The organism is Aquimonas sp., from assembly GCF_044377145.1.
Classification (GTDB): Bacteria; Pseudomonadota; Gammaproteobacteria; order Xanthomonadales; family Xanthomonadaceae; genus Aquimonas.
This window is the reverse complement of sequence record NZ_JBILJQ010000078.1, coordinates 1-22,211: the sequence shown is the minus strand read 5'-3', so window position 1 is coordinate 22,211 and position 22,211 is coordinate 1. Positions and strand designations below refer to the sequence as shown.

Below are 22,211 nucleotides of genomic sequence, written 5' to 3'. Positions count from 1 at the left end.
TTCAAGCTGCGGATCTGTCTCCACTTCGATGCCTGCCTTGCTCACTGAAACCTCCTCAAACCGCCCCACAATTGTTATCTATAAAAACCGAGAACAACTGTTGGGTAGGAGGTTGACACGTAGGGGGCCATGGTCGATATCGGCGCTTACGAGTACGGCCATCGAATGCTGGTGGCGCCCTCGAACCTTCCTGATGGCAACTACTTTCCGATCAACGACGCGCTGATCAACGCTGGCAACGGCACGCGCCTCTTCACCGCGCTCAATCGATCCATCAACCCGTTTGTTACCAACCCCCGTCCAACCGGGGTCTTTTTCTTCGACGGCCGCTGGAACGTTTTCAACCAGGACCTGTCAGCGATGTCGCCGACGCTGGCCTACAACGTGTTTCACCCGCTGCCGTCGATTGACTTGACGATGCACACCGTCACCACCACGATTCCGGGGTTTCCGAACGCGAGTGTCCTGCCAAGCCCGGACGCCGGCCACCTCGTGTTGGCCGAACAGAACTGGAATGGGTCCGGCGCGCCCGGCGTCTACAACAACAATCCCATCGCGGTCGGAAGCTCCGGTGGTGAGGCGTTCGTGCACAACGCCAACGGCGTGGCGCTGCCGGCGGGCGCCAAATTCAACATCTACTCGCAGCCGCCGACCCCGAACTTTTTTCGCGTCGACAAGCGGGCCGGCGACCCCCTGACCAACGAGGCGCTGCTGCTGAACCATCCGCTGCTCAACGGCAATCCCTGCGCCCGCGTTGTTGCTGTTCTCGCAAATGCCAGCCCCTCGGCTGATGCGGCCGGGGCGACCTTCGATCTCGTCTTCAGCACCTCTGACAGCCGCTGGCGCATTTTCTCGATGAGCGGCTCAATCATCGGCAAGAGCTACAACGTGCTGGTGGTTCCCGAGCAGGTTTCCGACTGCACCCAAGGTCCGCTGTTTCGGGATCAGTTCGAGTCCTGAACGTCGAGCCGCGGACGGGTGCCCTCCGCACCATCGGTCAGCGCGGGCACGGCTCAGGTCGATCTTGGTTGCGCCGAGCCGCCGCCGGGAGTATTTCCGGCGGCGCGGGTGGAACCGAACCGCTTGCTGGCGTGCGGGGAGCTAGCAGCCTGTCGGACTTTGGTTGACCGGGCTGCAAACCCAGCTGCGCGGTCCACGATCTGCCGATTCTTGGCCGAGAGCCCACTCGGCCTGCAAACCGTCGAAGAACTGTCCTCGCGCAGGCGACTACCGCCTCGACCCCCAAAGCCCGACAGGCTGCCAGCTTCATCGGTGCGATGTGCGCCGCGCTGGTGTTCAGCTGCATCGAGCCCGTTCCCTGCCTTGCTGGGTCTGCTGATCGCTGCCGGCTGCGCGTCCCCAGCCGGCACCTGCCAGATACGACAGCTTGCGGGAATGTTATCTCCGTCACATTCTTGCGGCGCACAGTGCGATGCATTTCTCGGTTTTTCCTCTCTGGATCAGGGTGGAAAGCCGGCGATGCGGGGCGCTTCGTGCCAGCAGCCGGAGCGAGGGGTAACAGGGCCAAGCGGACGCAGGCGGTGGAATCTGCCGCGCCGTCGCGGTGCGCCACCCCGGACTTCGACAACCGTGACTCCGACCCGACTCTTTCCACAGCAGGAGATTCGCATGCGCCAAATCCAGAAGATCACCGTCGTCAACAAGGGTGCCTACGTGTTCAATTTCTCGGTCCAGTGGCTGGGGACCGATGGCAAATGGAACACCACCGAGTGGAACAGCGGCAATTACCCGGTGGCGCAGAGTCGGACCACGCCGCCACTGGAAGAGATCGGTGTGCCGGCCAATGCGTTGGCGGTAACGCCCTACGGGCATGCGGTGGCCGGCACCTCCGGCCAGGGCACACCGTTCGTCGCCTACGCGGCCAACGGGCAGATCGCCACCTACGAAGCCACCGGCACGACCTTCATCGGTTTCGCGATCACGCTGATCGATTGAGTCCTGCAATGAACAGTCCCCTCAGGGGTCTGTTCAAGCACGGTGAGCCCGGAGCGGATCCGGGCTCACTGTTGCCACACCATGCATTCCTCCGGCCCCGGGCGCGCCGCGTCTGTGCGAACTCGCACCGCGCCCTGTGGCGACTACGCGCGACACCTGTTCGCCGGCATCAGGCCTGGCGCTGGCGCCTTGCGCCGGCCAAGTGCTCCACATGCCAACCCCCTTTCCCTGCGGAGCCCGCCATGAAGCACGTCGAACGCATCGGTTGCTTGAACAACGGCATCTTTGTCATGAACTTCTCGGTTCAGTGGTTGGATCCCAGCGGCAGCTGGAAGACCACGGCATGGAACAGCGGCAACTATGAGAACGGCCTGTACCGGGTGAGCCCTCCACTCGCCAGCATCGGTGTGCCGGATGATGCGATCGGCGTGACGCCTTACGTTGTCGCCGTGCTGGGAACCAGCAACCGCGGAACACCGCTGGTTCAGGCTAAGAGCAATGGCCGATTGGCGGCGTATGAGGTGACCGGCACCACCCTCGATTTCGCCGTCGAGCCACTGCCCTGGCGGAACTGGGCGCAGAACGTGGTGCGCGCAATGCCGATCGATGGCGAGTACTACTTTTCGCCCACGAGTCGCGCTGAGCTGAGTCAGCTGGTGAAGGACGCGGCGAACGCGGGCGCGACCTTGCGCGTATCCGGCCAGCGTCATGCGCAGCCACCTCTGGTGACCGAGGACAGTCGCGACGCACCCACATCCAACCGTTGGCTGATCGATCTGTCCTGCTACCGGGATCTCGGCGCAGGCGGCGGCGAGTCGATGGTGCTGAATGCTGCGGCGGGCAGCGTCACGGTCAATGCCGGCGTGCGCGAAGACGCGCTGGATGCTTTCCTTACCGCGCGCGACCTGATGCTGAAAACGGTGACCGCCGGCGGATTCTTCAGCCTCGGTGGAATGACCGCGGTCGATGTTCATGGCGCCACATTGAGCGCGCCGATCTTCGCGGAAACGGTCAATGCCTTCGACATCATGGGTCCCGATGGCGAGGTGAGCCGAATCGATGCGCAGACGGCACGCACGGGGGCCTGGTCGCCGCTGCAGTTTGCTCGCGTTTCCTTCGGCGCGCTGGGGATCGTCACCGCGGTCACCGTGGAGGTGATGCCCCGCCCCTGGGCGAGCAGCTTGAGTGCGGGCAGGGACAACCAGATCAGCTGCACCAGCGAGCAACAGTTCATCGCCAAGTTCAAGCCACTGCTGGCCGCGCACGATCGAGTCGAGACCTTCTTCAACCCCTACAGCCATCGTTTCTTGGCGCTGTGGTGGGACGTGCTGGCTGCGCCGCCCACCAAGGTCCCGAACCTGCAAGTGGAGGTGCCGGACGCCTGCACGCTGGCCGGCGCAGAGATCTTCGGTGCGCCCTACCTGATCCCACTGGAGCCGATCATTGAGCCGCCGCTGATCGCTGCCCAGTACGCGGGCGTTCCGGCTGCCGCCAGCGCGATCATCGACGCCGGCTACCTGACCATCGAAGGGCTTTTCGATGCGGCCAGCAGCGTCTACTCCGACCTGTGGCTGACCAAGGCGTCGCGGGTGATCTTCATGTCCTACTTCATTGAGCTGCCTGCACTTGATGACGCCGGCCTTGCCAAGGTGTGGGCCGGGCTCACTGCGGTGGCCGATCGGCTGCAGCGCACCCAGGACTTCCTGATGGTCGCGCCGATGGAGTTCCGTTTCATCCGCGGTGGCGACACCGCCTTGGCGGGCACCTACACCCCCCGAGCGGACGCCAGCTTCGTCAATCTGGACCTGATCGCCTACGTGCCCGCCGTGGCCGGCACTGACTACCCGGCGCGCCTGCTGAGCTTTTTCGCGGACATCGAACGCGCCTGGCGTGCCCTCGGCGGCGAACCGCACAGCGGCAAGATGTTCGGCTTCTACGACCCTGCGCAAGCGCCGGGCAGCTATTCGGCACCCTTCAACCCGGGGTTTCTCAAGGACCTGGCGCAGCGCCGCAGCGCACGCGGGCAAGCATTCGAGTCCTATCGAAAGTCGCGCGATCCGAATGGCGTATTCCTCAATCGATTTGTTGAAGAACTGCTGGGCCAGGTTCACTGAGCCACAGGCCTGCGGCCGCGAGGCCCTGGGGCCTCGCGGCGTGCTCAGTTCGGTTCAGGCCGCAGTCGCCAGCAGACATCGGATAGCCGGCCGCTCGCCCTCGGGCCTTGAGGATGCTGTTGGTAGTGCAGAGCGGTGCCCCCTTCGCGGCCCCGCTTTCACGAAGCGGTAGCCGCACGCTCGGGCCGCTGCGATGACTTCGCCGATTTGGGGCGGAAGGCGGGGCGAACGGCCTGGGATGCGCGGCCGGCGCAGCTCCAGGCGCTATGGCGTCGATAGCGAGAAGGCGCACAGCACGGGCTGCAGAGCGGCGCTGCAGAACCCGGCGGCCCAAAAAGCGCCCACCGCATCAGGCGCGCATATCGATCTGTAGCGGAACGAGGGTGTTGATAGGCTGCGGCGCGGCCAGCGCGGCGGCGTCCTTTCCAAACCAAGCCAAGCTCCGCCCCAACGCGGCGACCTCGCCCAGGATCAACAGCGCCGGCGACGTCACCGCTTCGCGTTTCGCCGTCTCCGGCAGGCTGGCGAGATCGCAGTGGATTACCCGCTGTTCGGCGCGGCTGCCGTTCTCGATCAGGGCGGCCGGTGTGTTCGCGGCGCGGCCGTGGGCGAGCAACCGTTCGCGCAGGGTGTCGAGGCCGCTGACGCCCATGTAGACGGCGAGGGTCTGCTTCTCTTGCGCGAGTGCTCGCCAGTCGAGCGCGTCGATGGAGTTGCGGCAGTGGGCGGTGACGAAGCGGACGGACTGGGCGTGGTCGCGGTGGGTCAGCGGGATGCCGGCGTGCGCGGCGCAGGCGAGTGCGGCGGTGATGCCGGGCACGACCTCGTAGGCGATGCCGTGCGCGCGCAGGTATTCGAGTTCCTCACCACCGCGACCGAAGATGAAGGGGTCGCCGCCCTTCAGCCGCACCACGCGCTTGCCTTGCCGCGCGTGTTCGAGCAGCAGGGCGTGGATGCCCTCCTGGGTGGTGTGGTGGGTGCCGGCTTCCTTGGCGACTTCGATGAACTGGGCGTCGCGGCGCGCGAGTTCGAGCACCTCGCGGCTGACCAGGCGGTCGTGCAGGATCACGTCGGCTTCCTGCAGCCGGCGCTGGCCTTTCAGCGTGAGCAGTCCTGGGTCGCCGGGGCCGGCGCCGACCAGGCTGACGAAGCCGCGTCTCGAACCCTCCGGTTCGCCGGCTTCGATCAGTTCGATCAGGCGCGCGCGGGCGGCGTCCACGCGCGATGCGCGCAGCAGCTCGCCGACTTCGCCGGGCCACAGGGTTTCCATGAACTTGCGGCGGCTGGGCACATGCGGGAAGCGCGCGCGGATGCTTCCGCGATGCACGCGCAGTAGCTCGGCGAGCCGGCCGAAGCTTTCATCGACAGACTGTTCGATCTTTTCGCGCAGCTGGCGGGCGAGCACCGGTGCTGCGCCGCCGCTGCTGATAGCGACGGTCAGCGGGCCACGGCGGACGATTGCCGGCACCTGCACGCGGGTAAGTTCGGTGTCGTCGACGACATTGACCCAGAGCTTCCGAGCTGCGCCTTCCTCGGCGACTGCACGGTTGACTTCCACGTCGTCGGTGGCGGCTATCGCGAGGAAAACTTCGTCGAGCCAGTGCGGCTGGAATTCGCCCTCGAAGTGGTGGATACGGCCTTCCGCTTTGAGCGCTTGCAGGGCTTCGTTGAGCTCCGGCGCGCCGACGCGGACGAGCGCGCCGCATTCGATCAGTGGCAGAACTTTGCGCGCTGCGACTTCGCCGCCGCCGACGACGAGGATTGGGCGGCCTTGGAGGTTGAGGAACACTGGGTACAGCGGCGAAGCCCCGGTTGCGACCGCGTTGATCTCAGCGGGTGGGCCGCCCGGGATTTGGGATTCGGGATTCGGGATTCGTAGAGCGGGTGTGGGGCTAGCGTGGTGTGTGCGCTCTGGCCGGACCCTCTCCCCCGACCCCTCTCCCACGGGGAGAGGGGAGCGAAGCGCGGCTTCACTTCCTGCGCGGGGCAGGTCGTTCGCAGCGTGCCGCGAATCCCGAATCCCGAATCCCGAATCCCGGGAATCGGCGCGGTGCTTCTCCGATTCCCAACTCCCGATTCCCGATTCCCAGCTCTCACTCATGCAACCCACACTCCCGCTTCAGCCCGAAAAACCGCGTGTCCTCCTCGCGCATGCCGTCGAGCAGGGGGCGGGTGGTGTGGATGTCGCCGATGGAGACGTAGCCCTGTTCCCACAGCGGGTGATAGGGCAGGCCGTGTTGGCTCAGATAGCGTCCGACGTCGCGGTCGTTCCAGTCGATGATGGGGTGGACCTTGAAGCGGCCTTCGCGCAGCTGCAGTACCGGCGTGTTGGCGCGGCTCTGCGATTGGCTGCGGCGCAGGCCGGCGAACCAGCTGCCGACGTCGAGGGCGGTGAGCGCGCGCTGCATCGGCTCGACCTTGTGGATGCGGTTGTAGTTCTCGATGCCGTCGATGCCCTGCTCCCACAGGCGGCCGTGGCGGGCTTCGTTCCAGGCCGGTGAGCGCTCGCTGCGGAAGACCTGGATGTTCAGCCGCAATCGTTCGCTGAGCTGATCAATGAAGGCGTAGGTTTCGGCGAACAGATAGCCGGTATCGACCACGATCACCGGCAGCCCCGGCAGGTGCTGGTTGAGCAGATGCAGGGACACCGCCGCCTGTGCGCCGAAGCTCGACGACAGTGCGTGCGTGCCGGGCAAGTGAGCCAGGGCGAACTCGATCCGCGCTTCAGCCGGCAGCGGTTCCAGCCAGGCGTTGAGCTCGCTCAGCGCCTGCGCATCGTGGTGCGCGGCGGCCTGCACCAGCTCGCGCAGTACGCCGTCGCCGGGCAGGGCCGGTGTGGCGATGGCGGCGTTCATGCGGCCAGCACCTTCAGCACGCGCAGCGGCTCCGGCGGCAGCAGGCCGGCGCGCAGCAGGAAGTCGCCGAAGTGTTCATCGGCCGCACTTTCGGCGGCGTAGCGGGCCACCAGCGGGTCCAGTGCGGCCAGAATCTGCGCCTCGGTGATGTTCTCGATGAACAGGCGATTGAGGCGCTGGCCGCGGTGATCCGCGCCGATCATCAGGTTGTAGCGACCGGGCGCCTTGCCGACCAGGGCGATCTCACCCAGGTACGGCCGCGAGCAGCCGTTCGGGCAGCCGGAGATGCGCAGCAGCAGCGGGCGCTGGCCGACGCCGTGGCGGTCGAGCAGGGCCTGCACCTGGTCCAGCAGTTCGGGCAGGTAACGTTCGGCCTCGGCCATCGCCAGGCCGCAGGTCGGCAGCGAGACACAGGCCAGCGCGTCGCGCTTCAATGGGCTCGCTTCGGTGTGCGCCAGCAGGCCGTGCTGGCGCAGCAGTGCATCGATACCGGCGCGGCGCTCGGGTGCGATGTCGGCGATCACCAGGTTCTGGTTGGGGGTCATGCGGAAGCTGCCGCGGTGCACCTTGGCGACTTCGCGCAGGCCGCTGAGGTGCGGCGCGCCGGGCCGATCCTGGATGCGTCCGGCGGGGATGCGCAGGGTCAGGTGCCAGCGGCCGCTGTCGCTCTCGATCCAGCCGAAGCGGTCGCCGTTGTCGGTGAAAGCAAAATCGCGCGCGCGCTCGAAGCGGATGCCGGCACGTTGTTCGACCTCGGCGCGAAAGGTGTCGAGGCCGTGCTCGTCGATGGTGTACTTCAGCCGCGCACGCTTGCGGGTGGCGCGGTTGCCGAGGTCACGCTGGGCGGTGACCACGGCCTCGCCGACGCGGATCACTTCGTGGGGAGAGATGAACCCGAGTACATCGGCGAGGCGTGGATAGGTTTCGGGGTCGCCATGGGTGCTGCCCATGCCGCCACCGACGGTCACGTTGTAGCCGCTGAGTTCGCCGTTCTCGACCACGGCGATGAAGCCGAGGTCCTGGCTGAACACGTCGACATCGTTATGCGGCGGAATCGCAAAGCCGATCTTGAACTTGCGCGGCAGGTAGGTCGGGCCGTAGATCGGCTCGGACTCAGGAAGCGGCTCGCCGTCGTCGCCGGCGACGCGCTCTTCGTCCAGCCAGATCTCGTAGTAGGCGCGGGTATTCGGCAGCAGATGCTCGGACAGCGCCGCGGCCTGCCGGTAGACAGTCTCGTGCAGGGCGGACAGCTGTGGATTCGCGGCCACCGCGACATTGCGATTAACGTCACCGCAGGCGGCCAGTGTGTCGATCAACGCGGCATTGATCGCCTGCATGGTCGGCTTCAGCCGGCGCTTGATCACGCCGTGGAACTGGAAGGCCTGGCGGGTGGTGATGCGCAGTCCGCGCTCGGCGTAGGTGGTCGCGATGGCGTCGAGCTTCAGCCACTGCTCGGGTGTGATCACGCCGCCGGGGGTGCGCGTGCGGATCATGAAACTGTAGGCCGGTTCGAGCTTGGCCTTGCGGCGCGGCTCGCGGATGTCGCGGTCGTCCTGCTGGTAGCTGCCGTGGTACTTCAGCACGACCTGATCGGCATCGCGCAGAGCGCCGGTCACCGCATCGGCCAGGCTTTCTTCGATGGTTCCGCGCAGCAGGCGGCTGTCGCGTTTGATGTCTTCAACGGAATGGGCGGACATGGCGCGGGCCTCTAGTAGACGTCGCGGGCGTAACGCCCGGACTGCTGCAGCTGCTGGATGGCCTCGTGCGCGGCTTCGCTGCTGCCGAGGCGGGCGCTGAACAGGTCCAGCAGGGTCTGCTGCACATCGCGACCGAGCGCGAGGCTGCCGCAGACGTACAGATGCGCGCCGCCGTCCAGCCACTCGAACAGGCGCGCGGCCTGCTCGCGCAGACGCTGCTGCACGTACACCCGCGGCTTGGCATCGCGCGAGAAGGCCAGGTCGATGTGCTGCAGCTCGCCGCGTTTCAGCGCCTCCTGCCACTCGAGCTGGTAGAGGAAGTCGTCGCGCAGGCTGCGCGCGCCGAACAGCAGCCAGTGGCGGCCGGTCGCGCCCTCCGCCGCGCGCTGCTGCACGAAGGCGCGATACGGCGCCACGCCGGTGCCGGCGCCGATCATGATCAGATCGCGGCTGCCGTCGGCCGGCAGGCGGAAGCGCGTATTCGGCTCGATGAACACGCGCGCGCTGCTGCCCGGCGCCAGCTCGGCCAGCTGATGCGAGGCGATGCCCAGCCGCAGCGGGTCGCCGTCTTCGGCGCCGACCACATCGACGGTCAGATGCACTTCATCGGGGTAGGCCAGCGGGCTGGACGCGATCGAGTACAGCCGCGGCGCCATCGGCCGCAGCGCGCGGACAAAGGCCTCGGCGCTCCAGGCGCCCGGCCACCAGCGCAGCACATCGATCACCTGATGGGTGGACAGCAGGGCCGACAGCGATTCGGCTTCAGCCGGCTGCAGCAGCGCCTGCAGCTCCTTGTGCTGCGAGACCGTGCCCAGCGCGACCAGCAGCGGCTTGGCCAGACGGGTCAGTTCGCGGTGCTCGCTCAACCACGCCCGCAGTGGGCGCTCAACGCCGTCGAGGCTCAGCGCGAGGTCGCCATCGAGCGCGGTCAGCTGCAGGACGGCGTCGACCAGGGCGGACGGATTCGGCGCCCACACGCCGAGCGCGTCGCCGGGCTGAAAGCTGAGCCCGGCGCCGGCCAGGCTGAGTTCGATATGGCGCACATCGCGCGCGCTGCCGGGGCCGGTCAGGCGGGTCTGGTCGAGCAGCTCGGCCTTGAACGGGTGCTCGCGGCTGTGCAACGAGGCGGCGATCGCTGGCCGCAGCGCGACCACGCTGGCGGAGCGCTCGGCGGGCGCCGGCGCGCTCGGCGCCAGCTGCGCGGCCAGTGCCTGCAGACCTTCGAGCGCGCGCTGGCGCCAGGGCGTGGCGACGATCTCGATGTCGACATCGGCCTCACCCAGCGGCTGCAGGCGGGTGGCGCCGAGTTCGGCCAGACGCGCATCGATCTGGCGCCCGGTCTCGCAGAACTTCGGATAGCTGCTGTCGCCCAAGCCGAGCACCGCGAACTTCAGCTCCGGCAGCTTGGGCGCGCGCCGGCTCAGCAGAAAGTCGACGAACCCAAGCGAATCCTCCGGCGGCTCACCCTCGCCCTGGGTGCTGATCACCAGCCACAGCAGACGCTCGTCTTTCAGTTCGCGCTGCGGGTAGTCCTCGGTGCGCAGCAGCCGCAGCGCGAAGCCGGCGACTTCCGCGCTCGCGGCGAGTGCTTCGGCGGCGCGCTTGGCGTTGCCGGTCTGGCTGCCGTATAGCACGGTGAGGCGCGGCGGTGCCGAGGCCACCGACGCCGGTTCGATCGTCGCGGCGGCCGCGCCAGCGCGAGCCAGGCCGGCCGCGTAGCCCGAGAGCCACCACAGGCTGGCGGCATCCAGCCCATCCAGCGCGCGCGCGATCGGCTGCAGCGCGGTGGCGGCCGGCAGGGGCAGAGAACTGAGGTCGGGCAGTGCGGACAGAGCGGGCATGGTGCGCAGCGCTGAGAGGATCGGGCCTGCACTGTTGCAGCGCCGGGCACGCCAGCGGAAACGCGGATCGGGGTGTTACTTATGCCGATCGGGGTATATGGGGGGCGGGAATCGGGATTCGGGATTCGGGATTCGAGGTTTGAGGTTTGAGGTTTGAGGTTTCGAGTGGGGCATCGCCGGGCTTCGGCTCGGGGGTTCGTGCGTCTTCAAGTGCACTCGCCTTGTCGACCGAGCCCAACTCTCCCCTCTCCCCTGGAGGGAGAGGGGTCGGGGGAGAGGGGGAGCGGTCTTGCGAGGCGGCGTGTGCCCCCTCTCCCCAACCCCTCTCCCGCGAGGGGAGAGGGGCTTGAAGCGAGGGGCGTGGACGCACGGTGCAGATCGGGATCGGGGATTCGGAATTCATCGCGCCGCGGCGGGGAGGGCGCGGCGGCGGAGCGGGGGAGCAGTGAGCGGGCTTGCGCCACACCTTCACCCCGCCCACACGTCTGCGCGCCTGCGCGAGGACTTCAGGCACAGGCTTGGAAAGGCGCCGGCGCCCACACTTCACGCAGGTCAAGGCCGTGCGCCGCTCTCTGTCGGGCAGTGCACAGACATTCGCGAAGAATGTGGCCAAACCACTCCCTGCTGCAGCGCTCTCCCCAGCGCGACGTCCCCCGGCTCTCCGCGTTCTTCGCGCGGCCCCGCGGGCCTGTGACCCCTTAGCTTCACCGAGGAACCCCCATGTCCAAAGCCCCCCGCTTTTCGTCCAAGCTCGCCGCGACCCTGCTCACCGGCGGCCTTGCCAGCGTGCTTGTCGCCTGTGGCGGCACGCCTCCGGGCGGTGCCGCGCCCGGAGCGGCTGCCGCGATGCCGCCGGCGACTGTGATCAGCACCGTGGTCACCACCGCGCCTTGGACCGATGTGATCGAAGCGCTCGGCACCACCCAGGCCAGCGAGTCGGTGACGCTCACCGCCAAGGTCACCGAGGTGGTGGAAAGCGTGAAGTTCGAGGACGGCGACCGCGTGATCGCCGGCGACATCCTGGTGGATCTGTCCGGCCGCGCCGAAGTGGCCGGGCTGGAAGAGGCCCAGGCCAACTACAAGGAAACCCGCCAGCAGTACGAGCGTCTGGAGGGTCTGGTCGCAAGCGGTACGGTGCCGCGCAGTCAGCTCGACACCCAGGTCGCCGCGCGTGATTCCGCCCGTGCCCGTGTCGAGTCCATCCGCGCCCGCCTGGCCGACCGCGTCATCACTGCGCCATTCGACGGTGTGCTCGGCTTTCGGCAGGTCAGCCCAGGCACCCTGGTGACGCCCGGCACCGCGATTGCAACCCTGGATGACATTTCGGTGATCAAGCTCGACTTCTCGGTGCCGGAAACCTTCCTCGCCGCGCTCGCCACCGGCCAGACCGTGCGTGCGCGCAGCGCGGCCTACCCGGACGTGGAGTTCACCGGCGTGCTGGCGACGGTCGGTTCGCGGATCGACCCGATCACCCGCGCGGTGACCGTGCGCGCGGACTTTCCGAATGCCGAGCAGCGCCTGCGCCCCGGCATGCTGCTGACGGTGCGGGTTGAAAAACCCGCGCGCGAGGCCCTGGTGATTCCCGAGCTCGCACTGATGCAGATCGGCGGCCAGGCCTTCGTGTATCGGGTTGAGGAAGGCGGCGTGGTCAGCCGGGTCGACGTGCGTGCCGGCGCGCGTCGCCGCGGCGAAGTCGAGATCGTCGAAGGCCTGCAGGCGGGCGCGCGCATCGTCGTCGAAGGCACGGTCAAGCTGCGCCCCGGTGCGCGCGTGGTCGAAGCCGCGCCGCCCACCCTCGCGCCCTTGGCCGGATAAGGAGCACGCCATGGTTCTGTCCGACATCTCGATCAAGCGTCCGGTGCTGGCCATCGTGATGAACCTGCTGCTGGTGGTGCTGGGCGTGATGGCCTACAGCACCTTGACCGTGCGCGAACTGCCCGACATCGATCCGCCGATCGTGTCGGTGGAAGTCACCTACACCGGTGCCTCGGCGGCGGTGGTCGAGACGCGCGTCACCCAGATTCTGGAAGACGCCGTCAGCGGCATCGAAGGCATCGAGTCAGTCGACTCACGCAGCCGCAACGGCGCCAGCAACGTCACCATCGAGTTCGGCCTGAACCGCGATATCGAGGCCGCCGCCAATGACGTGCGCGATGCCATCAGCCGCATCGCCGACCGCCTGCCGGACGAGGTCAATGCGCCGCAGGTGGCCAAGGTCGAGGCCGATTCGCAGCCGATCATCTGGCTGAACATGAACTCCAGCCGGATGGACACACTGGAGCTCACCGACTACGCCGAGCGTTACATCACTGATCGTTTGTCCTCGATCGATGGCGTGGCGGCGGTGCGCATCGGCGGACAGCAGCGGTATGCGATGCGGATCTGGCTGGACCGCGAAGCGCTCGCCGCGCGCGGGCTCACCGTCGGCGATGTGGAAACCGCACTGCGCCGCGAAAACATCGAGCTGCCGGCCGGTCGCCTGCAGTCGGCAACCCGCGACTTCACCCTGCGCGTCAACCGCAGCTATCTCGCGCCGGAAGACTTCGCCGAGCTCAATCTGTCGAAGGGCGCGGATGGCTATGTGGTGCGGCTGAGCGATGTGGCCCGCGTCGAGCGCGCCTCCAGCGAGCGCCGCGCGTACTTCCGCGGCAATGGCCAGCCCAATCTGGGCCTCGGCATCGTCAAGACATCGACCGCCAACAGCCTCGATGTGGCGGTGGGCGTGCGCGCTGAAGTGGAGCGCATTCAATCCAGCCTGCCGGAAGGCGCCACCCTGATCGTCGCCTTCGACACCACGATCTTCATCGACGAGGCCATCAAGCGTGTCCAGTGGACGCTGATCGAGGCGATGGTGCTGGTGCTGATCGTGATCTACCTGTTCCTCGGCAGCCTGCGCGCGGCCTTGATCCCGGCGGTGACGGTGCCGGTGTGTCTGATCGCGGCCTTCATGGCGCTGTCGGCGTTCGGCTTCTCGATCAACCTGCTGACCTTGCTGGCGCTGGTGCTGTGTATCGGCCTGGTGGTGGACGACGCCATCATCGTGCTCGAAAACGTTCAGCGCCGCGCCGATCTCGGCGAGCCGCCGCTGCTGGCCTCGCGCCGCGGTACCGCCCAGGTGGCGTTCGCGGTGATCGCCACCACCGCCGTGCTGGTGGCGGTGTTCCTGCCGGTCGGATTCATGCAGTCGAACGCTGGCCGATTGTTCCGCGAGTTGGCGGTGGCGCTGTCGGCGGCGGTGGCGATCTCCGCCTTCGTTGCGCTCACGCTGACCCCGATGATGTGCTCGAAGCTGGTGCGCCCGAACGAGAAGCACAACCGCGTCAATGCCGTCTTCCTGGGCCTGGTGAACCGGATCAGCGCGAAGTACGGCCGCCTGATCGAGCGCATGGTCGGGCAGCGTCCGGCGGTGCTGTGGTCGGGCCTGGGCGTGACCTTCGCTCTGGTCGGCGGCCTGGCGGTGATGCTGTTCGTCAGCGTGCCGAGTGAGCTGGCGCCGGACGAGGATCGCGGCAGTTTCTTCGTCAACATCCAGGGCCCGGAGGGCGCCGGCTACGACTACACCGTCAGCCAGGTGCAGCAGATCGAAGAGAAGCTGAAGCCCTACATCGCCGAAGACGGCCCGGTGCAGCGCATCAACACCCGCGTGCCCGGCGGCTTCGGGGCCAGCGAGGAAATGCACCAGGGCTTCGCCATCGTGATCCTGAAGGACTGGGCCGAGCGCACGCTCAGCACCGGCGAGGTGATCGACGCCTTCCGCGCCGAGCTCGCTGGCATCCCGGGCGTACGCGCGATCGCGCAGGGCCGCGGCGGCGGCTTGGGCGGCGGCCGCGGCCAGCCGCTGCAGGTGGTGCTGGGCGGCCCGAACTACGAGGAGCTGTCCGAATGGCGCGACCGCATGCTGGCGCGGATGGAGCAGAACCCCGGCATCTTCGGCGCCGATTCCGATTACCAGGAAACCCGCCCGCAGATCCGTATCGACATCGAGCGTGAGCGCGCCGCTGACTTGGGCGTTTCGGTGCAGGAAATTGGCCGCACCCTCGAAACCCTGATGGGCTCGCGCCGCGTCACTACCTATGTCGAGGACGGCGAGGAGTACGACGTGATCCTGCAGGCGGAAGAAGCCTTCCGGGTCAGCACCACCGACCTGACCGGCGTATACGTGCGCTCCGAGCGCACCCGCGAGCTGATCCCGCTGGCCAATCTGGTACGGCTGTCAGAGCTGGCTGAGCCCGGCAGTTTCAACCGCTTCAACCGCCTGCGTGCGATCACCGTCTCGGCCAACCTGGCCGCCGGCTACACGCTGGGCGAGGCGATCCAGTGGGTCGAGCAGACCGCGCGCGAAGAGCTGCCCGACTACGCCCAGATCGACTACAAGGGCGGCTCGCGCGAGTTCGTCAAAGCCAGCGGCAGTGCGCTGGCGACCTTCGCCATGGCCCTGCTGGTGGTCTACCTGGTGCTGGCGGCGCAGTTCGAGAGCTTCATCCATCCGCTGGTGATCATGTTCACCGTGCCGCTGGCGGTGCTCGGCGCCCTGGGCGGGCTGTGGGTGACGGGGGGCACGCTGAACCTGTTCAGCCAGATCGGCATCGTCATGCTGGTCGGGCTCGCGGCCAAGAACGGCATCCTGATCGTCGAGTTCGCCAACCAGCTGCGCGATGAAGGCCGGCAGGTGCGCGAGGCGATCATCGAGGCCTCGGCGGTGCGCCTGCGGCCGATTCTGATGACCTCGATCGCGACGATCGCCGGTGCGATTCCGTTGGTCGCCGCTGGCGGCCCGGGCTCGGCCAGCCGCGCCACCATCGGCGTGGTGGTGATCTTCGGCGTGGCCTTCTCGACCCTGCTGTCGCTGTTCGTGATTCCGGCCTTCTACGCGCTGCTGGCGCCGTATACCCACTCGCCGGAGGCGCTGGGCCGTAAGCTGGACGAACTTGAGGCCGAGATCGCCCCGGTCGTTGGAGGCCACGCGTGACAGACGAACCCAAATCACCCTGGGGCAAACGCCCGCCGGGCCCACCGAAGCCGCCAGCCTCCGGTGCCCCGCGCGGGCCTTGGCAGGCACGGACAGAGCGGCCTGCTGGCGATGATGCTGCGACTCCGCGTGGCGCGGAAGGCGAGCGCGGGCCGGGCGCACGCCACGGCGCCGGCCGCGATGCAAACAATCGCCCTCAGCGTTCGCACGCGGAGCATTCGCAGGGCGGGCGTTCGCGCGCTGAACAAAGCCACGAAGGCCGACCCGCGGCCCGCGGCGGCGAACGTGCGCCGGAATCGCCGCGCCGAACTGGCGATTCGGATTCTCGTCCGGCACGTCCCAGCGCGGCTCCGTCAGCCTGGCCGCAGCCACGCGCAGCCTCGGCTCGTCCCGCATCGCCGCGCCGAGAGCACGAGCGCGCCGCGGGTCCGCGGGCTGAGCACGGCCGTACCGCCGAGCCGCGTCGCGAGGGCCCTCGCCCCGAACGTTCACCCGTGCGCGAACCCGCCACGCCCGACAGCAGCGGCTACCTGCCGCGGCGCGGCGCTGAGCAGAAAGTCTGTGGGCTCAACGCCGCGCGCGGCGCGTTCGCGGCCCGCCCGGATGAGCTGCGCAAGGTGTATCTCAACGAATCGCGCATCGGCACCTTGCGCGAGATCCTCGCCTTCTGCGTGTCCAAGCGCCTCGGCTATCGCGTGGTCGACGACGCCGAGCTCGAACGCATCACCGGCAGCAGCCACCACGAGGGCGTGTGCCTGGTGATGCTGCCACCGGCGCAGCTGTCGCTGTCCGACCTGCTGGCGCGGCTGCCGGCGCAGCAGCCGGTACGTCTGCTGTGGCTGGACGGCGTCGGCAACCCACACAACCTCGGCGCCGTGCTGCGCTCGGCAGCGCACTTCGGGGTCAGCGCCGTGCTGCTGCCGCCGGATTCCGAACTCGGCCTGTCGGCCGCCGCGGCCCGCATCGCCGAGGGCGGCGCTGAATACGTGCCCTTGGTCTATGCCGACGGCGAGGTCGATGGCGATAGCGAAGCCGCCCAAACCCAGGCCTTGGCCCAACTCGCCGCCGCCGGCTTCAAGACCCTCGCCACCTTGCCCAAGGGCGCGCCATCGATCTACGCCGCCGAGTTGCCCGAGCGCGCCCTGTTCGTGTTCGGTGCCGAAGGCGACGGCATGCAGCGCGCGATGATCGACCGCTGCGACGCACGCATCTCTATCCCCGGCAGCGGCAAGGTCGAAAGCCTCAACATCGCCACCGCGGTGGCCGTCGTGTTAGCGGAGCACTGGCGGCAGCACGCGGTGAAGTAGGGCTGCGGATCGCAATCGGGCGGCGCGGTCGCGACCGTGCACGGCACACCGCCGCCCGAACTCATTGCCCCAAGGCGATGCTGCGAGTGCTCGACCGTCTTCCCCAGCGCAGCCAGAACTTGCGACGGCGAGTAGACCGCAGCCCGCTGGTGGATGGTCATGAAAGGACGGACCGACTTCAGGCATCTTGCCGTTCGATGCCGCAAAGCGCTTGCCAGCAAGTCTTCGCTCCGCAAGCAGGAACCAGGACTATGCTTTCAAACAGGGGCTCCCGGGTGCTTCGGCGGTCGACTGCACCGGAGGCCTCAAGCTCTGTGCCGCGCAGTTGCGGCGAAGTCTGAACCTCGGTCACAGGACGCGCGATGCCAGCAGCTGATTTCGATCGATGTGGCGAACTCGACTATGTCGAGGTTTCGCGTCAGGCCCACGAATTGGCCACACGACGTGGCTTGAACGCCCACCTTTCCGCGATGCGCTTGGCAAGACTTGCTGAAAGCAGGGGGGAATCGGAAGCCGCGAGGTTCTGGCGAGCGGTGCATGATCAGCTCAGGCCTAGACCGCGCGTTTCGGACGATCCCTCGCTTGGTTGACCCAGCCCGCCGACGAAGTGCGTCGCCCCCGATTCAACGCTCACCTCTGCCCGTGCCGGCGAAGTGGCCCGGCAGCGACGTGCTTTCCCGTTCGGCAGGCTTCGTGGCGCCACGCGCCGAGCCTCGATCGGTGCTGCCCGACATCCGCAAAGGCGTTGCCGGGACGACCGCCGCCCGGCAACCAGCGCCTCATGTTCCGGCGGTCATCCAGCCCAGCTCATGTCTGCGCGCACTCCGCCCACCCACCCGACCCCCGCCACCCCGCATGCTATGATCCCGGCCGGATTCCAGCTGACACCGTCGCGTTCGAGGGGCCATGAGCGAGCAGCAGATTCCCGGGTACCACATCGAAGGCGAGCTCGGTCGGGGTGGGATGGCCTCGGTGTTCCGGGCGCGGCAGGAATCGCTGCATCGCAGCGTCGCGATCAAGGTGATGATGCCTTCGCTGGGCGCCGACGCGGACTTCAAGGCCCGCTTCCTCAACGAAGGGCGGATCATCGCCCAGCTCAGCCATCCGCATATCGTCACCGTGTACGACATTGGTTCACACGGTGAGCAATTCTACCTGTCGATGGAGCTGCTGCCCGGCGGCACGCTGCGTGATCGCATCGGCGCGGGCCTGAGCCTCTCCGAGACGCTGCGGATCACCCAGGCCCTGGCCGGGGCGCTGCATTACGCGCATCGCCGCGGCTTTGTGCATCGCGACGTCAAGCCGATGAACGTGCTGTTCCGCGATGACGGCACGCCGGTGCTGACCGACTTCGGCATCGCCAAGGTGATGAGCGATGACAGCCCGCTGACCCGCACCGGATTCGCGATGGGCAGCGTCGGCTACATGAGCCCCGAGCAGTCGATGGGCCGGCCGATCGACCAGCGCGCCGACGTTTACGCATTCGGCGTGCTGTTCTGGCAGATGCTGACCGGTGCGCCGCCGTTCGAGGCCACCGATGCGTTCGCGCTGGCCTTGAAGCACGCCACCGCCGACCTGCCGCCGCTGCCGCCGGAGTTCGCGCGCTTCATGCCCTTGATGCAGCGCGCGCTGGCCAAGCAGCCAGAAGAGCGCTACAGCGGGCTCGATGTGTTCCTGCTGGATCTGGCGGCGGTCTGCGGTGATCTGCTGCCGGGCACAGGCGCGGTGGCCGGCGCGGCACTGGATGCAGCGACCACGCTGTCGGCGCTGCAGGATGCACCGACCCGGCCGCTGGCCTCGACCATGGCCGAGGTCGACCCGGAGGCCACCATCGTGCGCCGGGTGGAAACGGTTGCGGCCAGCGCTGCCGGCACGCCAGCGGGCACGGTGATCGCGCTGGGCCTGGTCGAGCGCGAGCTCAGCCGGCTGTTGATTCGCTTGCCCGACTACATCGAGGCCCTGCGCATTCCCGAGCCGGCCCACGCCAGCAAACACCTGCGTTTCTGCGACGACCTGCTGCGGCGCACCTCGATCGCGGTGGGCGACTACCTGCAGGTCCTGGGTGCGCGTTCGATGGACGTCAGCGATTTCGAACGTCTGAACACCGCGATGGATCGGCATGCACGCCTCGGCACCCTGACCAATCAATTGGTCGAGTTCAGCCAGGTCGCGCTGATGCCGACCGAAGGCGCCAGCGTGCGCGCCCTGCGCAACAACATGATCGAAGGCCTCGACGCGATCCTGCTGACCCTGCAGGACGCGGTGCGCGATGCCGACCTCGACAGCATGGCGATGGTGCGCGAGATCACCGGCGACCGCAGCGACATGATGCAGAACCTGCGGCAGAGCTACCTCACCGACGAGACCCGCGCGCTCGGCAACAACGACAAGCTGGTGCTGCTGAAACTCACCGGCCAGTTCGAACGCCTTGTATGGGCGCTGGGTGCGGTGGTGCAGCGGCTGTAGCCGTTCTCGATCGATGGCGTGCAGCGCCGCGCGCGGCCGACGGGACGGCGTCCCTGTCGCCGGCACTGCAGCAGCGTGCTGACAACCGCCGCGGCCGCGGCCTGGGCTCAGCTCATGCTTGCCGGCAAGCATGAGCGGCGGCGGGGTCCGCGCGATGGCCAGATGGCTGCCATTCGAAGCCCACCGGCGGGGCGTAGCACGTGTTGCCGTGCATGCGAACGCAAAGGCTCGAACTCATCATCCCGTCGACCATCCGCTCGTTCACGATCGGCGGTTCGCAGGGATAGTGCGCGCAGCCAGGCCAGCCAGTCGGCAGCGTTGCGACGAGTGCGGCGTGCCGATCGGGGGATGTTGCAGGCTCCGCGCTGAGGCTGTATTCCTGCGTCGCCCGCTCAATCGCCCATCGAGGTCGCCATGTTCCGTCACGTTTCAACCGTTCTGAGTTCAGCGATCGCCAGCCTGCTTGCTGTGGCCTGCGCGCACGCCGCTGCACCGGCACCGGTCGGCATCGAGGCCGAACAGGGCCGGGTGATCGGCACCGCCGCCGACTTTGGTGTGCTGTCGCCGCGCGCGCGGATCGAGCCTGAGAATCGCATCGTGATCGAGCGCCTCGAACAGCTGCTGCCAAACCTGATGAGCGAGGCCGGCCTCGACATGTGGCTGGTGATCAACCGCGAATACGCCGAAGACCCGGTCTACTTCAGCCTGGTGCCGCAGCCGAGCTTTGCGGCCCGGCGCACCACCATGCTGGTGTTCAATCGTCTGCCGGACGGCAGCATCGAGCGCCTGACCGTGAACCGCTATCCGCTGGGCGCGCCGTATGAGTCGGCGTGGGCGGGCGGCAGCCTGGATGAGCAATGGACGGCCCTGGCGGCGCTGATCGCCGAGAAGAATCCGGCCCGCATCGGCATCAATGTGTCGCGTGATTGGGCGGTGGCCGATGGGCTGACACGCGGCATGCATCAGCGCCTGCTTGAGGTACTGCCGGACGGGTTCGAGGAGCGGCTGGTGCCGGCCGAACAGCTGGTGGTGCGCTGGCTGGAGACGCGCACCGCGTCCGAGCTGGCGGTGTACCCGCAGATGATGGGCATCGCCCGTGGGGTGATCGCCGAAGCCTTCAGCACCCGCGTGATCACGCCCGGTGTGACCAGCACCGAGGATGTCGCCTGGTACATCCGCGAGCGCTTCGAATCGCTGGGGCTGCCAATCTGGTTCATGCCCGATGTAAATCTGCAGCGGCAGGGCCAGGCCTGTGAGCGCGACAGCCCGTTCTGCGGCGGCAGCGGGGTGATCCAGCCCGGTGACGTGCTGCATACCGATGTCGGCCTGTGCTACCTCAAGCTGTGCACCGACACCCAGGAAATGGGCTATGTCGCCCGCGTGGGTGAAACCGAAGTGCCGGAGGGCTTGATCGCCGCGCTCGCGACCGGCAACCGCTGGCAGGATCTGCTCACCGCCGAATTCCGATCCGGCCGCAGCGGCAACCAGATTCTGGTCGCCACGCGGGCCGCGGCCGAGCGCGCGGGCATCGTCAGCAGCATCTACACCCACGCGCTCGGCATGTTCGGCCATGCACCTGGCCCGACCATCGGCATGTGGGACAACCAGGAGCCGGCACCCGGGCAGGGCGACTGGCGGCTGTTTGCAAACACCGTCTATGCGATCGAGGGCAACATCAGACAGCCACTGCCCGAGTGGGACGGGCAGTGGGTGCAGATCAAGCTTGAGCAGGGCGCGCTGTTCGATGGCGAACGGGTGACCTATCTCGCCGGCCGCCAGACGCGCTGGCATCTGGTGCGCTGAACCCGTGGTCGGCCCGAGTTTGGCGGGCGCGAGGGCCTACGCCGGATCCGCGTTGACTGCGAACTTGGTCAGTCCGCGCGGGGCTCAGGCGCTGCCCAGCTTCTGGGTCAGCTCGGCCAGGCGGGCCTTCATGGCGGCATCGATCTCATCCGGGCGGATGCGGTCGATGATGCGCTTCAGTACGCGGGTTTCATTGGCGTCGAACTTGCCGTCGCGCTCGGCGATGGCGATCAGCTCACCAAGCTCTTCGGCATCCAGCCGGCCGTCGTTGCCGAAGCAGGACACCGAGCGGAAAGTCAGTTCAAGATAGTCGCGCGATTCGTTCATCAGCCGGCTCAAGTCTCCATTTGGGAGCGGCAGAATGCTGCGACCGCCACTGGATGGCAAGCCGTGTGCCGGCCCAATGATGGCGATGCGCTGGCCGCGAAGCGCGGCGATAGCCCGCTGCAGCGGCGGGCATGCGGGTCGAATGCCGGCGCAGACATTGGCGCGCTGGCGGCCTCGGATCGTTCTCACCCAGTGACTGAGCGGGCCCTCCCTGGCCCGCTGCCGGCGCTCCGCGCGCCGGATTTGAATCAATGCACCATCTGCAGCGGCTGGAACTGCAGCTGGTTGATCAGGCCGGTCGAAAGACAGCTGCTGTTGACCAGGTTGGACAGGTCCTGCTGGCGCCGCAGCAGATCACCGAACTGGCGCACCGGGGCCCCATTGATTGGATCGGGTTTGTTGAAGGTAGAGGGGGCGGCGAGGGTGCCGTTGCCGAGCAGGAACTTCGACAGCTGGCTGGTGCCCGCCGGCAGGCGCACGCCGACATGCAGGAAGGGCAGGTCGCCCGGCACCGTGCTGTCGCGTGCTTCGCCGCCGTGGCAGGCATTGCAGGTGTTCAGCGACAGCATGTGGCGCGGCTGGTTGGCCACACCCGGCGCGTTCCAGACCTGGGCGTTGGCGACACCGAAGTTGAAGTTGGAGCCGGTCAGGAAGGGCTGGCCGGCCCACAGCGCCGGAATCACAGTGGTGCCGGCCACCAGGGCTGCGGCGTTGGTATTGATGTAGTTGGCCAGCAGGCCGCTGTTGTTCCGTAAGCGTCCGCCCACCTCACCTACCTTCCTGACCTGATTCTCCCGACCGTCTCCGGTTTCCCCAACGGAGGATCGGTCGATGGCCTGTTCGGAGGTGCGGCGGTGGCGTGCGCATGTGCGCTCG

The 22,211-nt window shown here is 67.7% G+C and carries 14 protein-coding genes; 8 read left to right on the top strand and 6 right to left on the bottom strand.

Going from position 1 to position 22,211, the window contains the following annotated elements; genetic code table 11:
• Nucleotides 1-129: 129 nt before the first annotated feature.
• The 3 genes from ACIQ7H_RS18580 (at nt 130) to ACIQ7H_RS18570 (ending at nt 4,070) form a co-directional block, all read left to right on the top strand.
• Nucleotides 130-960, top strand: a complete 831-nt coding sequence (locus ACIQ7H_RS18580) for a hypothetical protein (RefSeq protein WP_395794301.1) — start codon at nt 130-132, stop codon at nt 958-960.
• A 669-nt stretch (nt 961-1,629) separates the two neighbouring features.
• Complete coding sequence (locus ACIQ7H_RS18575; RefSeq protein ID WP_395794299.1) at nt 1,630-1,956, top strand: hypothetical protein; 327 nt, start codon at nt 1,630-1,632, stop codon at nt 1,954-1,956.
• A gap of 242 nt (nt 1,957-2,198) precedes the next feature.
• On the top strand, nt 2,199-4,070 hold the full coding sequence (locus tag ACIQ7H_RS18570) for a D-arabinono-1,4-lactone oxidase (RefSeq protein ID WP_395794297.1): 1,872 nt from the start codon (nt 2,199-2,201) through the stop codon (nt 4,068-4,070).
• Nucleotides 4,071-4,419: 349 nt separating this feature from the next.
• On the opposite strand, the gene cysG is transcribed toward ACIQ7H_RS18570, so the two are convergent.
• The 4 genes from cysG to ACIQ7H_RS18550 form a co-directional block, all read right to left on the bottom strand.
• On the bottom strand, nt 4,420-5,868 hold the full coding sequence (gene cysG, locus ACIQ7H_RS18565) for a siroheme synthase CysG (RefSeq protein WP_395794303.1): 1,449 nt from the start codon (nt 5,866-5,868) through the stop codon (nt 4,420-4,422).
• 295 nt (nt 5,869-6,163) lie between these two features.
• Nucleotides 6,164-6,925, bottom strand: coding sequence for a phosphoadenylyl-sulfate reductase (locus tag ACIQ7H_RS18560; RefSeq protein WP_395794295.1), 762 nt, complete (start codon nt 6,923-6,925; stop codon nt 6,164-6,166).
• Nucleotides 6,922-8,622, bottom strand: coding sequence for an assimilatory sulfite reductase (NADPH) hemoprotein subunit (cysI, locus tag ACIQ7H_RS18555; RefSeq protein WP_395794293.1), 1,701 nt, complete (start codon nt 8,620-8,622; stop codon nt 6,922-6,924). Before cysI ends, ACIQ7H_RS18560 begins: the two co-directional genes overlap by 4 nt.
• An 11-nt stretch (nt 8,623-8,633) precedes the next feature.
• Nucleotides 8,634-10,463, bottom strand: coding sequence for an assimilatory sulfite reductase (NADPH) flavoprotein subunit (locus ACIQ7H_RS18550; RefSeq protein ID WP_395794291.1), 1,830 nt, complete (start codon nt 10,461-10,463; stop codon nt 8,634-8,636).
• Between the two features lie 720 nt (nt 10,464-11,183).
• Between ACIQ7H_RS18550 and ACIQ7H_RS18545 the strand changes: the two genes are divergently transcribed.
• The 5 genes from ACIQ7H_RS18545 (at nt 11,184) to ACIQ7H_RS18525 (ending at nt 21,008) form a co-directional block, all read left to right on the top strand.
• Nucleotides 11,184-12,278 carry an efflux RND transporter periplasmic adaptor subunit gene (locus tag ACIQ7H_RS18545; protein ID WP_395794289.1) on the top strand — a complete coding sequence of 365 codons (1,095 nt, stop codon included), beginning with the start codon at nt 11,184-11,186 and terminating at the stop codon, nt 12,276-12,278.
• 10 nt (nt 12,279-12,288) lie between these two features.
• A complete protein-coding gene (locus ACIQ7H_RS18540; protein WP_395794287.1) occupies nt 12,289-15,432 on the top strand; it encodes an efflux RND transporter permease subunit in 3,144 nt (1,047 codons plus the stop codon).
• 494 nt (nt 15,433-15,926) lie between these two features.
• A complete protein-coding gene (locus ACIQ7H_RS18535; RefSeq protein WP_395794285.1) occupies nt 15,927-16,739 on the top strand; it encodes a TrmH family RNA methyltransferase in 813 nt (270 codons plus the stop codon).
• Nucleotides 16,740-17,645: 906 nt separating this feature from the next.
• Nucleotides 17,646-19,205: a serine/threonine protein kinase gene (locus ACIQ7H_RS18530; RefSeq protein WP_395794283.1), complete on the top strand. Its 1,560-nt coding sequence runs from the start codon at nt 17,646-17,648 to the stop codon at nt 19,203-19,205.
• Nucleotides 19,206-19,619: 414 nt separating this feature from the next.
• Nucleotides 19,620-21,008 (top strand): M24 family metallopeptidase, encoded by a 1,389-nt coding sequence (locus ACIQ7H_RS18525; RefSeq protein ID WP_395794281.1) that lies wholly within the window; start codon nt 19,620-19,622, stop codon nt 21,006-21,008.
• 84 nt (nt 21,009-21,092) lie between these two features.
• Here the strand turns inward: ACIQ7H_RS18525 and ACIQ7H_RS18520 are convergent, their stop codons facing one another.
• The gene (locus tag ACIQ7H_RS18520; RefSeq protein ID WP_395794280.1) at nt 21,093-21,335 is read right to left on the bottom strand and encodes a hypothetical protein; all 243 of its coding nucleotides are present in this window, start codon (nt 21,333-21,335) and stop codon (nt 21,093-21,095) included.
• A gap of 248 nt (nt 21,336-21,583) precedes the next feature.
• Nucleotides 21,584-22,211: hypothetical protein (locus ACIQ7H_RS18515; RefSeq protein WP_395794278.1), on the bottom strand; the 628-nt coding region annotated here is incomplete at its 5' end.

Excerpts from the sequence above, each read along its gene's own strand:
- ACIQ7H_RS18580 (WP_395794301.1), top strand. The coding sequence starts at position 130 with ATGGTCGATATCGGCGCTTACGAGTACGGCCATCGAATGCTGGTGGCG.
- ACIQ7H_RS18575 (WP_395794299.1), top strand. The coding sequence starts at position 1,630 with ATGCGCCAAATCCAGAAGATCACCGTCGTCAACAAGGGTGCCTACGTG.
- ACIQ7H_RS18570 (WP_395794297.1), top strand. The coding sequence starts at position 2,199 with ATGAAGCACGTCGAACGCATCGGTTGCTTGAACAACGGCATCTTTGTC.
- ACIQ7H_RS18560 (WP_395794295.1), bottom strand. The coding sequence starts at position 6,925 with ATGAACGCCGCCATCGCCACACCGGCCCTGCCCGGCGACGGCGTACTG.
- cysI (WP_395794293.1), bottom strand. The coding sequence starts at position 8,622 with ATGTCCGCCCATTCCGTTGAAGACATCAAACGCGACAGCCGCCTGCTG.
- ACIQ7H_RS18550 (WP_395794291.1), bottom strand. The coding sequence starts at position 10,463 with ATGCCCGCTCTGTCCGCACTGCCCGACCTCAGTTCTCTGCCCCTGCCG.
- ACIQ7H_RS18545 (WP_395794289.1), top strand. The coding sequence starts at position 11,184 with ATGTCCAAAGCCCCCCGCTTTTCGTCCAAGCTCGCCGCGACCCTGCTC.
- ACIQ7H_RS18540 (WP_395794287.1), top strand. The coding sequence starts at position 12,289 with ATGGTTCTGTCCGACATCTCGATCAAGCGTCCGGTGCTGGCCATCGTG.
- ACIQ7H_RS18530 (WP_395794283.1), top strand. The coding sequence starts at position 17,646 with ATGAGCGAGCAGCAGATTCCCGGGTACCACATCGAAGGCGAGCTCGGT.
- ACIQ7H_RS18525 (WP_395794281.1), top strand. The coding sequence starts at position 19,620 with ATGTTCCGTCACGTTTCAACCGTTCTGAGTTCAGCGATCGCCAGCCTG.
- ACIQ7H_RS18520 (WP_395794280.1), bottom strand. The coding sequence starts at position 21,335 with ATGAACGAATCGCGCGACTATCTTGAACTGACTTTCCGCTCGGTGTCC.